The organism is Streptomyces cyaneofuscatus, from assembly GCF_033109485.1.
Classification (GTDB): Bacteria; Actinomycetota; Actinomycetes; order Streptomycetales; family Streptomycetaceae; genus Streptomyces; species Streptomyces cyaneofuscatus.
In genome coordinates this window covers 4403916-4423563 of sequence record NZ_CP137002.1, presented here as the reverse complement: position 1 = coordinate 4423563, position 19648 = coordinate 4403916, and the positions used below count along the sequence as shown (strand labels likewise).

Below are 19648 nucleotides of genomic sequence, written 5' to 3'. Positions count from 1 at the left end.
ATCGGTAACTGTCCGTCCTCCGCGTCCTGATCGCCGCCCCGACCAGGCAATTCCTTCCCGGTTCCCGGTGTGATCCATAGGTTTCCTTTCCCTGGAACGTGCGCTCTGCGGTAATCATCCGGGGAAAGCGGACGGAGATTCACGCGTTGCCGGGCCGTGACCGACTTCCTGGAATTCATGTATCGAATACGGATACGGTTCGGGGCGAACATGTGATCGTCAGCCAGAGGCGATTTCCGTCGCGGGAAAGGCAGTCGAGCGAAATGACGAGTGAGCCACGTTCCGAGGTCAACGGCCCGCACCGGGGACGGTCCGAGCCCATCGCCGTGGTCGGCCTGTCCTGCCGACTGCCCGAAGCCTCCGGCCCGGCGGCCTTCTGGGAGCTGCTGAGCGAAGGCCGGGACGCCCTCACCGACATGCCGGCCGACCGCTGGGAGTCGATCTCGGGCGACCCGGTCGACGGAATCCGCCGGGGCGGATTCATCGACGGCATCGCCGACTTCGACGCCTCCTTCTTCGGCATCTCGCCCCGCGAGGCCGTCGTCATGGACCCGCAGCAGCGCCTCCTGCTGGAGCTCACCTGGGAAGCGCTGGAGGACGCGGGCATCGTCGCCTCGTCCCTGGAGTCCAGCGCGACCTCCGTGTACGTCGGCACTGCCCGCGAGGACTACACCAGCCTGGTCTACCGGCAGGGCGCCTCGGCCATCACCCAGCACACCGTGACCGGCACGCACCGCGGCATCATCGCCAACCGGGTTTCCTACGCGCTCGGGCTGAACGGCCCCAGCCTCACCGTGGACACCTCCCAGTCCTCCTCCCTGGTCGCCGTCCACCTCGCGTGCGAGAGCCTGCGGACCGGCGAGTCCGACATGGCCCTCGCGGCGGGCGTGAACCTCAACATCCTCGGCGAAGGGATCGGCGGCGCCGAGCAGTTCGGCGGCCTCTCCCCCGACGGCCGCTCCTTCACCTTCGACGCCCGCGCCAACGGCTACGTACGCGGGGAGGGCGCGGGCGTGCTGGTCCTCAAACCGCTCTCGCGGGCCCTCGCCGACGGCGACCGGGTCCTCAGCCTGATCCTCGGCAGCGCCGTGAACAACGACGGCGCGACCCCCGGCCTCACCGTGCCCAGCGCCGCCGCGCAGGAGCGCGTGATCCGCCTGGCCCGGGAGCGCGCCGGGGTGGCGCCGGACGCGATCCAGTACGTCGAACTCCACGGCACCGGGACCCCGTTGGGCGACCCGATCGAGGCCGCCGCGCTCGGGGCCGCGCTCGGCACCCTCAAGGCGGACGGCGATCCGCTGCGGGTCGGGTCCGTCAAGACGAACATCGGGCACCTGGAAGGCGCCGCCGGCATCGTCGGCCTCATCAAGACGGTCCTGTCCATCCGCCACCGGATGCTCCCGCCGAGCCTCAACTTCGAGACGCCCAACCCCAACATCCCCCTCGGCGAGCTGAACCTCGCGGTCAACGAGCGGCTGAGCCCCTGGCCGCGTCCCGACCGCCCGCTCACCGCGGGGGTGAGCTCCTTCGGCATGGGCGGCAGCAACTGCCACGTCATCCTCACCGAGGCGCCCGCGCGACCGGCCGACCCCGCCGACCCCGCCGCCTCCCCGGCGCGCCCCTCCGTCGCCCTGCCGGTGGTGGTCTCCGGGCGGACCCCGAAGGCGCTGGACGCCCAGGCCGCCCGGCTGGCGGCCCAGGTCGCGGCCGACGTGGACGTGACGCCCGCCGCCGTCGGCCGGTCGTCGGTCACCACCCGGTCACTGTTCGCTCACCGAGGGGTGGTTCTCGCCGCCGACCGCGAGGAACTCCTCGCCGGGCTCCAGTCGTTGGGCGGACGGCTGCCCGCCGCCAACGTGGTCTCCGGCAGCGAGGTGGGCGGCCGGCTGGGGATGGTGTTCACCGGCCAGGGCGCCCAGCGGGTGGGGATGGGAAGCGAGCTGTACGCCGCCTTTCCGGCCTTCGCCGCCGCCTTCGACGCGGTGTGCGAGCACCTCGACCCGCTGCTGGAACGCCCGCTCCGGGAGGTCATCGCCTCGGGCGAGGGCCTGGACCTGACCGGCTCCACCCAGCCCGCGCTGTTCGCCGTCGAGGTGGCGCTGTTCCGGCTGTACGAGTCCTGGGGTGTGTGCCCCGACTTCCTCGCCGGGCACTCCATCGGCGAGGTCTCGGCCGCCCATGTGGCCGGGGTGCTCTCGCTGGCCGACGCGTGCGTCCTGGTGGCGGCCCGGGGCCGGCTGATGCAGGCGCTTCCCGAGGGCGGTGCCATGGTCGCGGTCCAGGCGTCGGAGGCGGAGGTGCTGGAGGCCCTGTCAGGGCACGAGGCGGCGGTGTCGCCGGCCTCGGGGTCCCAGGCGGCGGTGTCGCTGGCCGCGGTGAACGGGCCCGCCGCCGTCGTCCTCTCCGGGGACGAGGCCGCGGTGCTGGAGGTCGCGGGCGGGCTGCGCGAGCGGGGGCACAAGACGAAACGGCTCACGGTGAGCCACGCGTTCCACTCGGCCCACATGGACGGGATGCTCGACGCGTTCCGCCGGGCGCTGGCCCCGCTGTCCTTCCACCCGCCGCGCATCCCCGTCGTCTCCACCGTGACCGGCGAGGTGGCGGCGGACGGGCTGCTGGAGTCCCCGGAGTACTGGGTCGAGCAGGTGCGGAGGCCCGTACGGTTCCTGGAGGCCGTGCGCACCCTGGAGGCCGAGGGCGTGCGCACGGTCGTCGAACTGGGCCCCGACGGGGTGTGCTCGGCGATGGTGGCCGAGAGCGTGCTCGACCGGGACGCCGTGCACGCCGAGCCCGCCCTGCGCGCGGGCCGACCGGAGGACCGTACGGCGGGCGCGGCGCTCGCCCGGGCCTTCGTCCGGGGTGCGGAGGTGGACTGGGACGCGGTGTTCGCGGGCACCGGGACGCACCGGGTGGAGCTGCCGACGTACGCCTTCCAGCGCGAGCGCTACTGGGTGACGGACCTGCCGGCCCCGGCCGCCGGCTCCTCGCCGGGGGCCGGGGCCGTGACCTCCCGGCCCACGACCGCGAGCAGCACAGCGGGCAACCGGTCGGCGCGTCCCACGGCCGGTGACCGCTCGGCGGCAGACCTGGTGACGGCGCATGTGGCGGCCGTCCTCGGATACGGCCCCGACCGGTCCGTGGAGTCGGACCTCCCCTTCCGGGACCTCGGCTTCAGCTCCCTGATGACCGTGGAGCTGCGCACCGGCCTCGCCGAGGCCACCGGGCTGCGGCTGCCGTCCGGGCTGCTCTTCGACCACCCGACGCCGGCGGCGCTGGCGGAGTTCATCGGCGCCGAACTCCAGGGCTCCGGCGGCGCCCAGGAGGAGGAACCGCTCCTGGCCACCGGCTCCGACGAGCCGATCGCCATCGTCGGCATGGCCTGCCGCTACCCCGGCGGCGTCGCCTCGCCGGAGGACCTGTGGCGGCTCGTGGACGAGCACGGTGACGCGATCACCCCCTTCCCGACCGACCGGGGCTGGGACGAGGACCTCTACGACCCGGACCACGAGCGCTCCGGCAAGTCCTATCTGGGCGAGGGCGGCTTCCTGCACGACGCGGGCCGCTTCGAGCCCGGCTTCTTCGGCATATCGCCGCGTGAGGCGCAGGCCATGGACCCCCAGCAACGGCTGCTGCTGGAGACCGCGTGGGAGTCCCTGGAACACGCCGGGCTGGTGCCGCGCACGCTGCGCGGGACCCGTACGGGTGTCTTCGTCGGCGCGACGACCGGCGATTACGGGCCCCGGATGCAGGACGCCCCCCAGAGCGCCGAGGGGCACCTGCTCACCGGGACCACCCCCAGCGTGATGTCCGGCCGCATCGCCTACCAGTTCGGCTTCACCGGCCCCGCGGTCACCGTGGACACGGCCTGCTCCTCCTCCCTGGTCGCCGTGCACATGGCGGTGCAGTCGCTCCGGCGCGGCGAGTCCGGCCTCGCGCTGGCGGGCGGGGCGACCGTCATGTCCTCCCCCGGGATGTTCGTGGAGTTCTCCCGGCAGCAGGGGCTGTCGCCCGACGGGCGGTGCAAGTCCTTCGCCGCCGGCGCCGACGGCACCGTCTGGTCGGAAGGCGTCGGCCTGCTGGTCCTGGAGCGGCTCTCCGAGGCCCGCCGCAACGGGCACCGGGTCCTGGGCCTGGTCCGCGGGTCCGCCGTCAACCAGGACGGCGCCTCCAACGGGCTCAGCGCCCCCAACGGCCTCTCCCAGCAGCGGGTGATCCGGCAGGCGGTGGCCGACGCCGGTCTGACCGTCGCCGACGTGGACGTGGTGGAGGCGCACGGCACCGGTACGTCGCTGGGCGACCCGATCGAGGCCGAGGCGATCCTCGCCACGTACGGGAGCGACCGGGAGGGCCGGGAACCGGTGCTGCTCGGCTCGCTGAAGTCGAACATCGGGCACGCGCAGGCCGCGGCCGGGGTCGGCGGGCTCATCAAGATGGTCGAGGCCATGCGGCACGGCGTCGTCCCGGCCACCCTGCACGTGGACGAGCCGACCCCGCACGTGGACTGGTCCTCCGGCACGGTCGCGCTGGTACGCGAGCACCGGCCGTGGCCCCGCACCGGGGCGCCCCGCCGGGCCGGTATCTCCTCCTTCGGCATCAGCGGGACCAACGCGCATGTCGTGGTCGAGCAGCCGGACCCGGCGGACGGACCGCCGCCCGTGACGGCGGACCCGGTGGAGGCGCCCGCCGCCGAGCAGCCCGCCACCGTGGACGCGGCTCGCACCCCCTGGCTGCTCTCCGCCCCCGACGCCGACGGCCTCAAGGCCCAGGCCGCGCGGCTGCGGGAGTTCGTGACGGCCCGTCCGGAGCTGCGCCCGGAGGACGTGGGGCTCTCCCTCGCCGCCACCCGTACCCTCTTCGCCCACCGGGCGGTGGTCCTGGGCACGGCCGGTAACACCGGCTCCGGCTCCGAGGGCCGTCTCGCCGCGCTCGACGCGCTCGCCGACGGCACCGCCTCGCCGCAGGTGGTACGCGGCTCGGCCGCCGAACCCGGCCGTACCGCCTTCCTCTTCACCGGCCAGGGCGCCCAGCGGGCCGGGATGGGACGCGAACTCCACGCCGAGTTCCCGGTGTTCGCCGATGCCTTCGACGCCGTGTGCGCGGCGGTCGACCCGCACCTGGACCGCTCGCTGCGCGAGTTGGTGTTCGCCGACGAGGACGACCCGGACGCGGCGCTGCTGCACCGGACGCGCTACACCCAGCCCGCCCTGTTCGCCGTGGAGGTGGCGCTGTTCCGGCTGGCCGAGCACCAGGGCCTGGCACCGGACCTGCTGGCCGGGCACTCCATCGGTGAGCTGGCCGCCGCCCATGTGGCCGGAGTGCTCTCCCTCGACGACGCCGCCGCGCTGGTGGCGGCCCGGGGGCGGCTCATGGAGGAGGCACGCTCGGACGGGGCCATGCTCGCGATCCAGGCCGGGCCCGACGAGGTGGTCGCCACGTTCGGCGCCGACGCCGACGCGGTCTCCCTGGCGGCGGTCAACGGGCCCCGGTCCGTGGTCGTCGCCGGGGACGAGGCCGTGGTGGAGCGGATCGAGACGGAGTGGCGCGAGCGCGGTCACCGCGTCCGCAGGCTCCGGGTGAGCCACGCGTTCCACTCGCCGCATATGGACGGCATCCTGGAGGAGTTCCGTACGGTCGCGCGGTCCCTGACCTTCCACGCGCCGACCGTCCCCGTGGTGTCCACGGTGACCGGAGCGCCCGCAGGTCCGGAGCTGCTGCGCTCGCCGGACTACTGGGTGGACCAGATCCGTGCCACGGTGCGGTTCCACGACACCGTACGGTCGCTGTACGAAGAGGGCGCGACCCTCTTCGTGGAGCTGGGGCCGGACGCCGTCCTCACCGCCATGGCGCGGGAGTCGCTCGCCGACGCGGGCGCCGAGGCCGCCACCACCTGTGTCGCCCTGGCCCGCGCCGGCCGGCCGGAGGCCGACACGTACACCGCCGCCCTCGCCTCCATCCAGGCCTCCGGGGCCGCCTTCGACCTGGCCGCCCGCTACCCCGGCGCAGAGCGGATCGGCCTGCCGACGTACGCCTTCCGAGGAGCCCACTACTGGCTGGCCCCGGGCGCCCGTACCGACGTCCCCGGGCTGGGCCTCGACGCCTCCGGACACCCGCTGCTCGGCGCATCGGTCGAGGTGGCGGGCGGCGACGGGGAGACCGTCCTGACGGGCCTGCTCTCGCTGCGCACCCACCCCTGGCTGGCCGACCACGTCGTGGCGGGCAGCACGCTCCTGCCCGCCACCGCCTTCCTGGAGCTGGCCTTCGCCGCCGGGGAGCCGACGGGGGCCGACACCGTCGACGACCTGACCCTGGAGGCGCCGCTGGCGCTCACCGGGCGGGACTCCGTACGCGTCCAGATCAAGGTCGCCGCCCCGGACGCCGACGGCGCACGCCCCTTCACCATCCACTCCCGCCCGGTGAGCGCCAGCGGTCAGCCGTGGACGCGGCACGCGACCGGGTTCCTCTCCGCCGCGCAGGCCCCTTCGCCGGACGCCGATCAGGGCACCTGGCCGCCCACCGGGGCCGTCGCGCTGCCGACCGAGGACGTGTACCGGGAGCTGGACGGCCTCGGGTACGCCTACGGCGCGGCCTTCCAGGGCGTGCGGGCGGTGTGGCGCCTCGGGGACGAGCTGCTCGCCGAGATCGCGCTGCCCGAGGGCCAGCAGGAGCACGCCGGCCGGTACGGCGTGCACCCCGCGCTGTTCGACGCCGCGCTGCACCCGCTGCTGCCCGGTGCGGCGGAGGGCGGCAGTCCGGCGGAGATCCGGCTGCCGTTCGCCTGGGACGGGGTCCGGCTGCACGCCGCCGGAGCCGCCTCGGCCCGGGTGCGGATCACCCCGGCGGGCCCGGACACCGTCTCGCTGGCCGTCACCGACCGGGCCGGTGAGCCCGTGGTGACCGTCGCCTCGCTCACCCTGCGCCCGGTGGCCCGGGCGGCGTTCGCCGAGGCCGCCGTGGTCCGCGAGCCCCTCTACGTACTCGACTGGCCGGTGGTCGCGGCGGGCGAGGTCCCCGAGTGGACCCGTACGGAACTGACCGGCCTCACCGGCCACGACGCGGCTGCCGTCGAACCGGCCGACCTCGTCGTCCTGACCCTCACCGAGGACCCGACCGACGTCCCGACCGAGACCGCGACCGAGACCCCGAGCGCCGTGCCCGGCACCGCCCGGACCACGACCGCGCACGCGGCGGCCTTCCTGCGGGAGTGGCTGGAGGCGGAGCGGTTCGAGCGGTCCCGGCTGGTCCTGGTGACCAGCGGCGCCGTGGCGGCCGCCCCCGACGAGGACGTGACCGACCTGGTCCACGCCCCGCTGTGGGGGCTCGTGCGCTCGGCCCAGACCGAGCACCCGGGCCGGATCGTCCTGGTCGACCTCGACGGGAACGGTGACGCGGAGGCCCTGGTGGCCGGGGCCGTGGCCACCGGGGAACCGCAGATCGCCGTCCGCGAAGGGCAGTTCCGGGCCCCGAGACTGGCCCGGGCCGCCGCCCGGACCGCACCGCCGGTCCACTTCACCGCTGAGGGTACTGTCCTGATCTCCGGCGGCACCGGCGGACTCGGCGCGGTCCTGGCCCGGCACCTGATCACCGAGCACGGCGTACGACGCCTGCTCCTGCTCAGCCGCCGGGGCCCCGACAGCCCCGGCGCCGACACCCTGCGCACCGAACTCACCGAACTCGGCGCCCACGTCGACCTCGTGGCCGCCGACGCCGCCGACCGCGAGGCACTGGCCCGCGCCCTCGCCACCATCCCGGAGGAGCACCCGCTCACCGCCGTCGTCCACACCGCGGGCGTCATCGACGACGCGACGGTCGCCTCCCTCACCCCGGAACAGCTCGACAGCGTGCTCCGGCCCAAGATCGACGGCGCCTGGAACCTCCACGAACTCACCCAAGACCACGACCTCACCGCCTTCGTCCTCTACTCCTCCATCGCCGGCACCCTCGGCACCCCAGGACAGGCCAACTACGCCGCAGGCAACACCTTCCTCGACGCCCTCGCCCACCACCGCCACGCCCACCACCTCCCCGCCGACTCCCTCGCCTGGGGCCTGTGGGACGCCTCCACGGGCATGGGCGCCACCCTCTCCGGGGCGGACGTGGCCCGCTGGACCCGTACCGGTGTGCTCCCGCTCGCCGAGGAGCAGGGCCTGCGCATGTTCGATACGGCGCTGGGCGCGGACGCCCCGCTCACCGTCGCCGCCGCGCTCGACCCGGCGCGGATCGCGGGCTCCGGCCTGCCGCCCGCCGTGTGGCGCGGCCTGGTCCGCACCCGCCGCACCGCTCGTACGGCAGCGGCGGCGGACGCTACGGGGTGGGCGGCCCGGACGGCCGCGCTGCCCGAGGACGAGCGCGGCCCCGCCGTGCTCCAGCTCGTCCGCGACTGCGTCGCCGCGGCGCTCGGCCACACCTCCGGTGAACAGGTCGACACCACCAAGGCGTTCAAGGAGCAGGGCTTCGACTCGCTCACCGCCGTCGAGCTGCGCAACCAGCTCGGCACCGCCACCGGACTGCGGCTGCCCTCCACCGTCGTCTTCGACCACCCCAACCCCACCGCCCTGACCGCCTACCTCCTGGGCCTGGTCCCGGGCCAGGACCAGGCGGGCGCGGCCCCGGGCAAGACGGCCAAGGCCCGCCGAGGCAAGCGCTCCGGCACGGCCGACGAGCCGCTGGCCATCGTGGGCATGGCCTGCCGCTACCCGGGCGGGGTCCGCTCCCCGGAGGAGCTGTGGGACCTGGTCACCTCGGGCACCGACGCGATCAGCGGCTTCCCGACCAACCGGGGCTGGGACCTGGAGCGGCTCTACGACCAGGACCCGGAGCACACCGGAACCTCGTACGTGCGCGAGGGCGGGTTCCTGCACGACGCCGACCTCTTCGACCGGGACTTCTTCGGCATATCGCCGCGCGAGGCGACCGCCATGGACCCCCAGCAGCGGCTGCTGCTGGAGACCGCCTGGGAGACCTTCGAGAGCGCGGCGATCGACGCGACCGCGCTGCGCGGCAGCAACACCAGCGTCTTCGTCGGTTCCATGTACGACGACTACGCCGCCCGACTGGCCTCCGTACCCGCCGAGTTCGAGGGCTTCCTGCTCGTCGGCAACACCTCCAGCGTCATCTCGGGCCGGCTGGCGTACACCTTCGGGCTCGAAGGCCCGGCGGTCACCGTCGACACCGCCTGCTCCTCCTCCTTGGTCGCCCTCCACCTCGCCGCCCAGGCCCTTCGCTCGGGGGAGACCGATCTGGCGCTGGCGGGCGGGGTCACCGTGATGGCGGGCCCGGGCTCGTTCGTCGAGTTCAGCCGCCAGCGCGCTCTGTCCACCGACGGCCGCTGCCGGTCCTTCGCCGCCGACGCCTCCGGCACCGCGTGGAGCGAGGGGGTCGGGCTGCTGCTGGTGGAACGGCTCTCCGACGCCCGCCGCAACGGCCACCAGGTCCTCGCGGTGCTGCGCGGCTCGGCCGTCAACCAGGACGGGGCGAGCAACGGCCTGACCGCACCCAACGGCCCGGCCCAGGAACGCGTCATCCGCCAGGCCCTCGCCGACGCCGGGCTCACCCCCGCCGACGTCGACGCCGTCGAGGCCCACGGCACCGGCACCACCCTCGGCGACCCCATCGAGGCGCAGGCGTTGCTGGCCACGTACGGCGCCGAACGGGAGCCCGGACACCCGCTGCTGCTCGGCTCGTTGAAGTCCAACATCGGCCACGCCCAGGCGGCGGCCGGGGTCGGCGGGATCATCAAGATGGTCCACGCCCTCAACCACGCCCACCTGCCCCCGACCCTCCACGCCGAGAACCCCACCTCGCACATCGACTGGGACACCGGCACCCTCGAACTCCTCACCCAGGGCCGTGAGTGGCCCGCGACCGACCGCCCCCGCCGGGCCGCCGTCTCCTCCTTCGGGATCAGCGGCACCAACGCCCACGTCATCCTCGAACAGGCCCCCGCCGTCAAGGAGACGGCCGGGAAGGACGCCGACGGGCCCCGCCCGGAGACCGAGGCCGGTACGACGGTTCCGTGGCTGCTCTCGGCGAAGTCCCCGGACGCACTGCGCGCCCAAGCGGACCGGCTGCGGCAGTTCGTGACCGCGAACCCCGAACTCCCGTCCGCCGACCTCGGTTTCTCCCTCGCCACCGGCCGGATCCGGCACGAGCACCGGGCCGCCGTCGTCGGAGCGGACCGCGAGGAGCTGCTGCGCGGCCTGGCCGCGCTGGCGGCGGGCGAGGACGCCGCAGGCGTCGTACGCGACGAGGGCGGGCGGCGCGGCAGGACCGCCTTCCTCTTCACCGGGCAGGGCAGCCAACGGTCCGGTATGGGAAGCGAGTTGTACGCCGCGTTCCCGGTCTTCGCGGCCGCCTTCGACGAGGTGGACGCACACCTCGAACTGCCTTTGAAGGAGGTGGTGTTCGGCGGCGGGGACGAACTGAACCGGACCGCGCTCGCCCAACCCGCCCTGTTCGCACTGGAAGTGGCCCTGTTCCGGCTCGTGGAGTCCTGGGGCATCACCCCCGACCTGCTGATGGGCCACTCCATCGGTGAGTTCGCCGCCGCCCATGTCGCGGGCGTGCTGTCGCTGGCCGACGCCTGCGCCCTGGTGGCCGCTCGCGGCCGGCTGATGGACGCGCTGCCGGCGGGCGGGGCGATGCTGGCGGTGGAGGCCACCGAGGAGGAGACCGACCTGCCGGACGGGGTGAGCCTGGCCGCCGTCAACGGCCCCCGGTCGGTGGTGGTCTCCGGCGACGAGGAGGCCGTGGCCGCGCTGGAGGCGCGGTGGCGCTCCGAGGGCCGCAAGGTCAAGCGGCTCACCGTCTCGCACGCCTTCCACTCCCACCTCATGGACGGGATGCTCGACGCGTTCGCGCAGGTGGCGGAAGGGGTGACCTTCCACCCGCCGAAGGTGCCCATCGTCTCCACCGTCACCGGTTCCCTGATCGGCGACGCGGACCTGTGCACCCCCGACTACTGGGTGGCCCAGATCCGGCAGGCCGTCCGCTTCGCCGACGGCGTGCGCGGGCTGGAGGCCGAAGGGGTCACCGAATACCTGGAGTTGGGCCCCGACGGTGTCCTCTCCGCCCTGGTGGAGCGGTGCCTGACGGCTCCGGCCGGTTCGGTGGCCGCCCTGCTGCGGTCCGGCCGGCCCGAGCCCCGGACCGTCGTATCGGCGCTGGCCCTGTCCGCACTGCGGGGAGCCCGCACCGACTGGAGCGCCGTCCTCCCCGGCGCCCGCCGCACCCCGTTGCCCTCGTACGCCTTCCAGCGGCAGCGGTACTGGCTCACCGCCGGGGACACGAAGGGCGAGGCCGCCGACTTCGGCCTCGACTCCGCCGGGCACCCGCTGCTCGGCGCGGCGGTCGAGGTGGCGGGCGGCGAGCTCGTCGTCCTCACCGGCCGGGTCTCGCTGCGCACCCACCCGTACCTCGCTGACCACGCCGTCATGGACCGGGTCCTGCTGCCCGGCACGGCCTTCGTGGACCTGGCGCTGACGGCCGCCCGGCGGGTCGGCCTCCCTCTGCTCGACGAACTCACCCTCACCGCCCCGCTGGTGCTCGGCACGGACGACGAGGTGCAGCTCCAGCTCACCGTCGGCGCCCCGGACGACAGCGGCCGCCGCCCGGTCTCCGTCCACTCGCGACGGACCGGCTCGGGCTCGGGTTCCGGCTCCGGGGCCGAGGCCGACGAGCCCTGGACCCAGCACGCCGAGGGCGTGCTCGCCCCGGGCGGGCCCGCCTCCCCGGCCGACAGGGACACCCGCGCGCCGGCCGGGGTGCTGGAGATCGACCTCACCGGCGTCTACGACCGGCTCGCCGGGCAGGACTACCGGTACGGCCCCGCCTTCCAGAACCTCCGGCGGCTCTCCCGCCTCGGGGACGACCTGTACGCCGAGGTCGCCCCGGGCGCCGAACACCCGGCGGGCGGGGCGGGCTTCACCCTCCACCCGGCGCTCCTGGACGCGGTGCTGCACGCGCTGCTCCCCGGCGTCGCGGGCGTGGCGGACCGGCCCATGGTGCCCTTCTCCTGGTCCGGGGTCAGCGTGCCGGCGGGTCCCATCGACGCGCTCCGGGCCCGGCTGACCCTGCGCAAGTCCGACGACACGGCCGTCGCGGTCGGCCTCACCCTGACCGACGGTTCCGGGCTGCCCGTGGCCACGGTCGAGGAGCTGCTCCTGCGTCCGCTGTCGCCCGATGACCTGCCGGTGGCGGGCGACCGGGCCGAGGGACTGTTCGGGCTGAGCTGGGAACCCGTAACGCTCGACCGGACGGCGGCGCCGGGCGAGGCCTTGGTCCTGCTCGGCGGGGCGCTCGACCTGCCCGGAGCCCGTACGCACACCGATCTGGCGGCGCTGCGCCGGGCCGTGGACGACGGGGAGGCCGCGCCCTCGGCCGTACTGCTGCCGCTGGAGGCGCCCGCCGGGACCGGTGGTCTCGCGGAACGGGCCCGGGGAGCGCTGGCCGGGGTCCTCGCCACCGTACGGGAGTGGCTGGCCGACGAACGGTTCGCCGACACCCGGCTGGCCGTGGTGACCCGGGGCGCCGTCGCCCCGGACGGCGAGGACGCCACCGACCTGGTGCTCGCCGGTGTCTGGGGCCTGCTCCGGTCGGCCCAGGCCGAGCAGCCGGGGCGGATCGTGCTGGTCGACACCGACGACAACTCGCTCAGCCGGGACGTCCTGGCGGCGGCCCTGCGCACCGACGAGACCCAACTGCTGCTGCGGGCCGGCGAGGCGTTCGTCCCGCGCCTCACCCCCGCCGAACCCCCCGCCCGGAGCGTGGCCGGACCCGACTGGGGACGCGGTACGGTCCTGATCACCGGCGGCACCGGCGCGCTCGGGGCGATCCTGGCCCGGCACCTGATCACCGAGCACGGCGCACGACGCCTGCTCCTGCTCAGCCGCCGGGGCCCCGACAGCCCCGGCGCCGACACCCTGCGCACCGAACTCACCGAACTCGGCGCCCACGTCGACCTCGTGGCCGCCGACGCCGCCGACCGCGAGGCACTGGCCCGCGCCCTCGCCACCATCCCGGAGGAGCACCCGCTCACCGCCGTCGTCCACACGGCCGGGACGACGGATGACGCCACCGTCATGTCGCTCACCCCGGAACAACTGGACGGCGTACTCCGGCCCAAGATCGACGGCGCCTGGAACCTCCACGAACTCACCCACGACCACGACCTCACCGCCTTCGTCCTCTACTCCTCCATCGCCGGCACCCTCGGCACCCCCGGACAGGCCAACTACGCCGCCGCCAACACCTTCCTCGACGCCCTCGCCCACCACCGCCACGCCCACCACCTCCCCGCCCACTCCCTCGCCTGGGGCCTGTGGTCCGACACCAGCGCCCTGAGCTCCCACCTGTCGGACGCCGACGTCCAGCGCCTGGCCCGGCTCGGGCTGAAGCCGATCAGCGCGGCGGAGGGCACCGCGCTGCTGGACGCGGCGCTGCGCCTGGACCGTCCCGTCCACGCCCTCACCCGGATCGACCGGGCGGCGCTGCGCACCACGCAGCAGCTCCCCGCCGTCCTGCGAGGCCTCGCCCCGGCAGCCGCCGCGCCGGTCCGGAGCCAGGCACCGCTCACCGAGCGGCTGGCCCAACTGCCGCCCGCCGAACAGGAAGCGCTCGTCGCCGATCTGGTCCGGGCCAAGACGGCGGCCGTGCTGGGCCATGCCGACCAGTCGGCGGTCGCCGCCACCCGGGCCTTCAACGAGCTGGGGTTCGACTCGCTCACCGCGATCGAGCTGCGCAACCAGCTCGGCACCGCCACCGGACTGCGGCTGCCCTCCACCGTGGTCTTCGACCACCCCAACCCCACCGCCCTGGCCGCCTACATCCTGGCGGAGCTCGCCCCGGCGGCCGGCCCCGCGACCCCGTCGGCGGCCACGGCGGTCCTCGCCGATCTCGACCGGCTGCTCGGCGCCCTGCCGGGCGCGCTGTCCGACGCCGATGCCCAGGGCCGTATCGCCACCCGGCTCAGGGAACTGCTCGACCTGGCGGACCCGGTGGCCGGCAGCGACGAGGACCTGGACGGCGCGACCGACCAGGAACTCTTCGACCTCATCGACGAACTCGACGACTGAGTGGGGGTGGGCCGGGCACCGCTCGCCCGGCCCACCAGGTCCCCCGCACGGCCCGCTCGCCCCGCCCGCCTCGCCGCACGCACCGTCCCCTTCCGCACACGAACCTGGAGCTGAGAGACGTGACCGCCGCCGAGAACCAACTCCGCGACTACCTCAAGCGCGCCACGGCCGACGCGCGCGCATCACGCAAGCGACTGCGGGAGATCGAGGAGAGACAGCAGGAGCCGATCGCGATCGTCGGTATGGCCTGCCGCTACCCCGGCGGTGTGCGCAGCCCCGAGGACCTGTGGCGGATCGTCGCCGACGGCGTCGACGCGGTCTCCCCCTTCCCCGAGCACCGCGGCTGGGCGGAGGACCTCTACGACCCCGACCCCGAGGCGGTGGGGCGCTCGTACACCCGCCAGGGCGGATTCCTGCACGACGCCGACCTGTTCGACCCCGAGTTCTTCGGGATGTCGCCGAGGGAGGCACTGGCCACCGACCCGCAGCAGCGGCTGTTGCTGGAGACCGCGTGGGAGGCCTTCGAGCGGGCCCGGATCGTCCCGGACGCGGTACGGGGCAGCCGGACGGGCGTGTTCGTCGGGGCGATGTACAACGACTACGGCTCCCGGCCGCATCTGCCGCCGCAGGAGTTCGAGGGCTACCTCTACAGCGGCAGCGCGGGCAGTGTCGCCTCGGGCCGGCTGGCGTACACCTTCGGTCTCGAAGGTCCGGCGGTCACCGTCGACACCGCCTGCTCCTCCTCCCTGGTCGCCCTCCATCTGGCCGCCCAGGCCCTGCGGCGCGGCGAGTGCGACCTGGCTCTGGCCGGCGGGGTGACGGTGCTGGCCACGCCGATGCCGTTCGTCGAGTTCTCCCGGCTGCGCGGGCTGTCGCCCGACGGCCGGTGCAAGTCCTTCGCGGAGGAGGCCGACGGCACCGGCTGGGCCGAGGGTGTCGGGCTGCTCCTGGTGGCCCGGCTCTCCGACGCGCTGCGCGACGGCCGGCAGATCCTCGCCGTGGTCAAGGGGTCGGCGATCAACCAGGACGGGGCGAGCAACGGCCTCACCGCACCCAACGGCCCCGCCCAGGAACGGGTGATCCGCCAGGCCCTCGCCGACGCCGGGCTCACCCCCGCCGACGTCGACGCCGTCGAGGCCCACGGCACCGGCACCACCCTCGGCGACCCCATCGAAGCCCGCGCCCTGCTCGCGACGTACGGCAAGGAGCGGCCCGAAGGGCGACCGCTGCTGCTCGGCTCGTTGAAGTCCAACATCGGCCACGCCCAGGCGGCGGCCGGGGTTGGCGGGATCATCAAGATGGTCCACGCCCTCAACCACGCCCGTCTCCCCCGTACGCTGCACGCCGAGAACCCAACCTCGCACATCGACTGGGACACCGGCACCCTCGAACTCCTCACCGAGGCACGCGACTGGCCCGAGACCGACCACCCCCGCCGGGCCGCCGTCTCCTCCTTCGGCTTCAGCGGCACCAACGCCCACGTCATCCTCGAACAGGCACCCGCCGTCGAGGAGGAGGCGGCCGCAAGCGCCCCCGACGGGCCGCCGCAGCCCGTGCCGCTGGTGCTCTCCGGCCGGGACGGACAGGCGCTCGCCGACCAGGCCCGGCTGCTGCTCGACCGGCTGGCGGAGAACACCGACCCGGTGGCCGACCTCGCGTACTCCCTGGTCACCACCCGGTCGATGCTGGACCACCGGGCCGTGGTGACGGGCACCGGCCCGACCGAGCTGAGGGAGGCCCTGACCGCCCTCGCCGAGGGGGCGACGGCCCCGAACCTGGTGCGCGGCGTCCGGCGGACCGAGTCCCGCAGCGCCTTCGTCTTCCCGGGCCAGGGCTCCCAGTGGGAGGGCATGGCCGCCGAACTGCTCGACACCTCAACAGTGTTCGCCGCCAAGCTGGCCGAGTGCGCGGCGGCTCTGAAGCCCTTCACCGACTGGGACCTCGTCGAGACCCTGCGGACGGGCGCGCCGCTGGAGCGGGTGGAGGTCGTCCAGCCCGCGCTCTGGGCGGTCATGGTGTCGCTGGCCGAGGTGTGGCGCTCCCACGGGGTGCGGCCCGCCGCCGTCATCGGGCACTCCCAGGGCGAGATCGCCGCCGCCTGCGTGGCCGGGGCGCTCTCCCTGGCGGACGGCGCCAGGATCGTGGCGCTGCGGAGCCGGGCCATCGCCGAGGACCTCTCGGGGCGCGGCGGCGGCATGATGTCGGTGGCCCTGGCGGAGGAGCAGGTGCGCGAGCTCATCGCCGGGTACGGCTCCCGGGTGTCGGTGGCCGCCATCAACGGGGCCGCCTCCGTGGTGCTTTCGGGCGACGGCGACGCGCTGGACGAGGTACGGGAGACGGTCCGGGCCTCCGGCGGCCGGGCGAAGCGGCTCCCGGTGGACTATGCCTCGCACGGCGCCCATGTGGAGGTGCTCCGCGAGCGGCTGCTCACCGACCTGGCGGGGATCGAGGCCCGGCCCGCCGAGGTGCCGTTCTACTCCACCGTGACCGGCGGCCTGTTCGACACGACCGGGCTCGACGCCACGTACTGGTACACCAACCTGCGCCAGAGCGTGCTCTTCGAGCCGACCACCCGCACCCTGCTCGGAGACGGCCACGGGGTGTTCGTCGAGTGCAGCCCGCACCCCGTGCTGCTGCACAGCATCGAGGAGACCGCCGACGCCGCCGGGGTCACGGTCACCGGCCTCGGTTCGCTGCGCCGCGACGACGGCGGGCCCGAGCGCGTCCTGACCTCCCTGAGCGAGGCGTTCGTCGCGGGCGTCCCGGTCGACTGGACGCCCCGGTTCGCCGGGACGGGCGTACGCCAGGCCGAGCTGCCCACGTACGCCTTCCAGCGGGAGCGGTACTGGCTGGAGCCCTCGGCGAGCGCCCTCCGCGCCGCCGGCACCGGCTCCGCCGCCCCGCTCCATCCGCTGCTCGGCACCGCGCTGGCCGTGGCGGGCAGCGACGAGTTCCTGTTCGCCACCGCGATATCCCTGGCGACCCACCCGTGGCTGGCCGGACACACCCTCGCGGGCAGCCCGGTCCTCTCGGCGCCCGCGCTGGTCGAGACCGTGCTCGCGGCGGGCTCCGTGGCCGACGCCCCGGTCCTGCGGGAGCTGACCGTACGGGCCCACCTCGCCGTTCCGGAGACCGGCGAGCTGCCCCTCCAGGTGCGGGTCGGGGCGCCGGACGGCGAGGGCCACCGGCCGGTGACCGTGCACGCCCGGGCCGAGGCAGGCTCCGCCGTCTGGACGGAGCTGGCCACCGGGGCCCTGGGCGGCGCGGAGGACCCGGCGGTCCCGGCGGCCGCCGACGAGGCAGCCGAGGCCGTGGACGTGACGCTTCCGGAGGAGTACGCGCCGGAGGCCGGCGCCTTCGGCCTGCATCCGGAGCTGCTCCGGGCCGCCCTGGCCACCGCCTCGGACGCCGCCGCGCCGGACTCCGCGGCCTCCGCAGCCGGCGCGACGCTCGTCGCCGCCGAGTGGCGTGGGGTACGCCTGTACGCCCCCGGCGCCACGGCGGTGCGGGCCCGCTTCCGGACGGCGGACGACGGGGCCCTCGCCCTGCTGCTGACCGACCAGGACGGGCGGCCCGTCGCGTCCGTGGAGTCGGTGCTGCGGCGCGCCCCCCGGCCCGCCGAACTCGTTGGTGGACCGGGCCCGTTGCGCGCCCTCCACCACGTCACCTGGACGCCGTCCGGGCTGCGCGCTCCCGCCCGGCCGGTGGCCTGGGCGGTGCTGGGGACCGGTGGGGAGGGGGCTCGGTACGAGGACCTGGCCGCCGTCGGGCGGGCCGTCGGTGACGGGACGTCCGTACCGCTCCTGCTCACCCGTCTGCACCCCACCGAGGACGCCAAGGACACCGGCACCCTCGCCGGTCTCCACGAGGAGACCGCCGCCGCCCTGGCGCTGCTCCAGGGCTGGCTGGCCGACGAACGCCTCGCGGAGACCCGCCTGGTGATCGTCGCCCAGGGGTCGGTGCACGCGGCCGAAGGGGACCGGGTCCGGCCCGGCGCGGCGGCCGTCCGGGGGCTGGTCCACTCGGCGCAGTCGGAGAACCCGGGCCGGATCGTCTTCGTGGACACCGACACCGAGGAGATCGCACCCGAGCTGCTGTCCGCCCTCCTCGCCTCCGACGAACCGCAGGCCGCCGTCCGGGACGGCCGGCTCCTGCTGCCCCGGCTGGCCCGCGTGCCCGCCCCCTCCGCAGACACCGAGGCGGCCCCGTCCTGGCGGCCGGACGGCACCGTCCTGGTCACCGGCGGCACCGGCGCCCTCGGTTCGGCGGTCGCCCGCCACCTCGTCGCCGAACACGGGGTCGGACACCTCCTGCTGGCCGGACGGCGCGGCGAGGAGGCTCCCGGCGCCAACGCGCTCCGGGCCGAACTGACCGCGCTCGGCGCCTCGGTGCGGATCGCCGCCTGCGACGTCGCCGACCGGGACGCCCTCGCGGCGCTGCTCGCCGAGATCCCCGACGGGCATCCGCTGACCGGGGTGGTGCACACGGCCGGGGTCCTGGACAACGACCTGGTGCCCGCCCTGACCGCCGACGGGCTGGACACCGTCCTGCGGCCCAAGGCGGACGCGGCCTGGCACCTGCACGAGCTGACCCAGGACGCGGACCTCTCCGCCTTCGTGCTGTTCTCCTCGGTCGTCGGCGTGTTCGGCGGCCCCGGACAGGCCAACTACGCGGCGGCTGGAGCGTTCCTGGACGGCCTCGCGCACCACCGCCGAGCGCTCGGCCTGCCCGCCACCTCGCTGGCGTGGGGCCTGTGGGAGGTGGCGGGCGGCATCAACTCCGGCCTGACCGCCGCCGACCGCACCCGGTTCGTCCGTGAGGGGTTCCTCCCGGTCGGTACGGAGGAGGGGCTGGCCCTCCTCGACGCGGCGCTCCCGCTGGGGACGCCCGCCGTGACCGCGACCCCGTTCGACCTGGCGGCGGTACGGGCCGGTACGCGCGTCCCGCCGCTGCTGCGGGCCCTCGTACCCCCGTCGGGCCGCCGCGCGGCGAGCCCCGACGGCGCCTCCTTCGCCCAGCGGCTCGCGGAGCTGTCCGACACCGACCGGCGCACGTACGTGCTCGACCTGGTGCGCGGCGAGGTGGCCGGGGTCCTCGGCTTCCGCGACGCGGACGCGGTCGACGCGGGCCGGGCCTTCCAGGAGCTCGGCTTCGACTCGCTCACCGCGGTCGAGCTGCGCAACCGGCTGGGCGCGGCGGCGGGCGTCCGGCTGCCGGCGACGGTGGTCTTCGACCATCCGACACCGACGGCGCTCGCCGGGTTCCTGCTGGCGAAGGCCGCGCCCGACAGCGCCACCGAACGGCGGGCACCCGCCCTGGCCGAGCTGGACCGGCTGGAGGAGATCCTCGCGACCGTGGCGGACGACGAGGGGCGCGCCACGGTCACGGTCCGTCTCCAGACGATCCTGGCGCGCTGGATGGAGGCGTGGGGAACGCCCGCCGGGTCCGAGCCGGTGGCCTCCCTGGAGGAGGCGTCGACCGACGAGCTCCTCGACTTCATCGACAACGAGCTGGGCCGGGCCGGCGGCTGACCCTCCGCCGACCGCCGAGCCATGCGCCCGTTCCGCCCCGCCCGCACC

At 75.1% G+C, this 19648-nt stretch carries 1 protein-coding gene and 1 pseudogene; both read left to right on the top strand.

Annotated features, from left to right (window positions below):
• The first annotated feature begins 263 nt into the window (after positions 1 to 263).
• The gene (locus R2B67_RS19530; protein WP_317819837.1) at positions 264 to 14069 is read left to right on the top strand and encodes a type I polyketide synthase; all 13806 of its coding nucleotides are present in this window, start codon (positions 264 to 266) and stop codon (positions 14067 to 14069) included.
• 167 nt (positions 14070 to 14236) lie between these two features.
• Positions 14237 to 19600, top strand: a pseudogene (locus R2B67_RS19525) (SDR family NAD(P)-dependent oxidoreductase); the annotation flags it as partial.
• Positions 19601 to 19648: the final 48 nt, after the last annotated feature.

Excerpts from the sequence above, each read along its gene's own strand:
- R2B67_RS19530 (WP_317819837.1), top strand. The coding sequence starts at position 264 with ATGACGAGTGAGCCACGTTCCGAGGTCAACGGCCCGCACCGGGGACGG.